Below are 457 nucleotides of genomic sequence, written 5' to 3' on the forward strand. Positions count from 1 at the left end.
TGCAGTTATTCGCAATGTAGTAGCTCCAAATGGATTGAAAGAAGTTTTGATACCAACTTGGTCAGACAAGAACTGGCAAGATGATCTAGTATGGCACAAAGCAGTTCGTCAAAGTGACGGAAGCTACCGAGCAACCATCAAAGCCTCAGATCATAAAAATGAAGATGGTAAGTACCATATCCATGTCTACTATGTAGATCAAAATAATCAACGGAACTACATAACAGAAACCACGACATACATCACAAAGACTGCGACAGAAATACACCACGTTAAACCAAGTGGCACGTTAACGATTGAAAATAATAATGTTGAGACGGGCACGTTTGATGCAGTTATTCGCAATGTAGTAGCTCCAAACGGATTAAAAGAAGTCTTGATCCCAACATGGTCAGACAAGAACTGGCAAGATGATCTAGTATGGCACAAAGCAGTCCGTCAAAGTGATGGCAGCTAC

1 protein-coding gene is annotated in these 457 nt (G+C 40.9%); it reads left to right on the forward strand.

Annotated elements, in window-relative coordinates; genetic code table 11:
- A partial coding sequence (locus tag ADI76_RS02110) for a GBS Bsp-like repeat-containing protein (protein WP_049514421.1) occupies positions 1 to 457 on the forward strand: 457 nt, incomplete at both ends.

This window comes from Streptococcus parasanguinis, from assembly GCF_001074805.1.
Classification (GTDB): domain Bacteria; phylum Bacillota; class Bacilli; order Lactobacillales; family Streptococcaceae; genus Streptococcus; species Streptococcus parasanguinis_A.